This window comes from Collinsella sp. 4_8_47FAA (assembly GCF_000763055.1).
Lineage (GTDB): Bacteria > Actinomycetota > Coriobacteriia > Coriobacteriales > Coriobacteriaceae > Collinsella.
In genome coordinates, this window is sequence record NZ_KN214149.1 from 1 (window position 1) to 1,625 (window position 1,625).

1 protein-coding gene is annotated in these 1,625 nt (G+C 71.9%); it reads right to left on the reverse strand.

The genetic code is table 11. From position 1 onward, the window contains the following. Window positions 1–227 precede the first annotated feature (227 nt). Window positions 228–1,580 (reverse strand): IS30 family transposase, encoded by a 1,353-nt coding sequence (locus HMPREF9463_RS10165; RefSeq protein ID WP_369796812.1) that lies wholly within the window; start codon window positions 1,578–1,580, stop codon window positions 228–230. Window positions 1,581–1,625 lie beyond the last annotated feature (45 nt).

A 1,625-nucleotide genomic window follows, 5' to 3' on the forward strand; every position in this document is an offset into this window, starting at 1 on the left:
GGTTGATTTCCGATCTCAGCCGAACACATTGAGCAAATAGGCCATTCCCGCAGCTAGCCGAACGCCCCCGCGGCCCCTCCTGGGGTCCGGGGGCGCCGTTTTCCCAGTTGATGGAACGGTGGAGATGTGTTTCGATAGGTCCGGTGGCCATGCTCCGCCCGCCGCCCGGCACCTCTTCCCAGACTCAGCCGGACGGTCGGTCCGTCTATTCCGTTTTTCCTTCTAGGCTAGGCCAGCGGGGCATCGCCCCTCTCGGCGCGCGCCCTCTCGATGAGCCCCGGCGTCAGGTCGAGGTCGCCGAGCGGCACGTCCCACACACCGTAGGCGTCCAGCAGCGCCGCCGCGTCCTCCCCGAGCATCGCCCTGAAGGCGCGCGCGGGCGTCGCGAAGCCGAGCGCGCCGCGGGGCTCGGAGTTCACGTGCGACATGGCCAGCGCCAGGTCGGCCGGGGCGAGCCGGTCGAACCTGATTCCGGCGCCCTTGGGCAGCAGCTTCCTGATCTCGACGTGGTTGCGCTCGCAGGCGCCCTTCTGGTCGCTGCGCCCGGGGTCGCAGTAGAACAGCCTCGTCTCGCCCGGCCCCTCGCCGAGCAGCGCCGCGATCGCCGCCTCGTCGGAGAACTCGGCGCCGTTGTCGGTGAGCACGGCGCGGAAGACCCTGCCCATGCCGTCGGCGCCGAGGACCTCCCTGATATCGCCCAGGGCGTCCGCGACGCACCCGGCGGTCTTCTCCTCCAGCGGCAGCGCGAGCTGGAGCCTGCTGGGGCGGTGCAGCAGCGTGAGCAGGCAGGCGGAGTCCTCCCGGGCGCCCTCGACCGTGTCCATCTCCCAGGCCGCGGCGCACGCGTCCTCCCCGAGGGCGAGGAACGCGGCATGCGACCTGCGGGCGGAGTGGCGCGTGGCCGCCCGGCCGGCGGCGCTCTTCCTCGGCCTGTAGCCGACCTTGCGCCTGAGCTCCATGTTGGTCATGCCGTCGTAGCCCGCCGAGACCCAGCGGTAGATGGTCGACGGCGACAGGTCCACCGGGCCGCCGTTGCGCGCCGCCATCTGCTCGGGCGAGAGCCCCCGGCGCAGGCAGTCCCTTATCGCCTCCAGCCTGGCCGCCGCGGCGGGCTCGTCGGCGTCTATCCCGCGCCTGGACGAGACGAGGACCGAGTCGGCGCACAGCTGCGCGGCCCGGGCCTCGTAGAAGACGTGGGGGCGGCGCTTGCAGCCGATCGCGCGGTACCGGCCGCAGCCGTTGCAGCATCGCGGCCACGCGGCCAGGCGCGGGCAGGCCGCCGACAGGTCGGCGGAGGCGTCCACGCGCTCGCCGCGCCTGGGCTTCGGCGCCGTCACGAACCTGTGCGACGCCACCTCGGCGCTCACCGTCGAGGGCGACCTGCCCAGCTCCCTCGCGATCTCCCTGCACGAGGCCCCGCGCTCCAGCATCCTCTGGACCGTGTCCCGCTCGTGCCTCGTGAGCCTTCCGTAGGCCCTCGGGACCGCCCTCGCGGAGCCCCTATTCTTCTTTCCGGACATGCCGTCCTCCGATCTCCCGGGGCCGGCCGGTCCGGCCCTCAGGGTATCGGGTTCCCACATTCATCCGCACATGTGCGGATGAATGTGGGAAGTGTTCGGATGAAG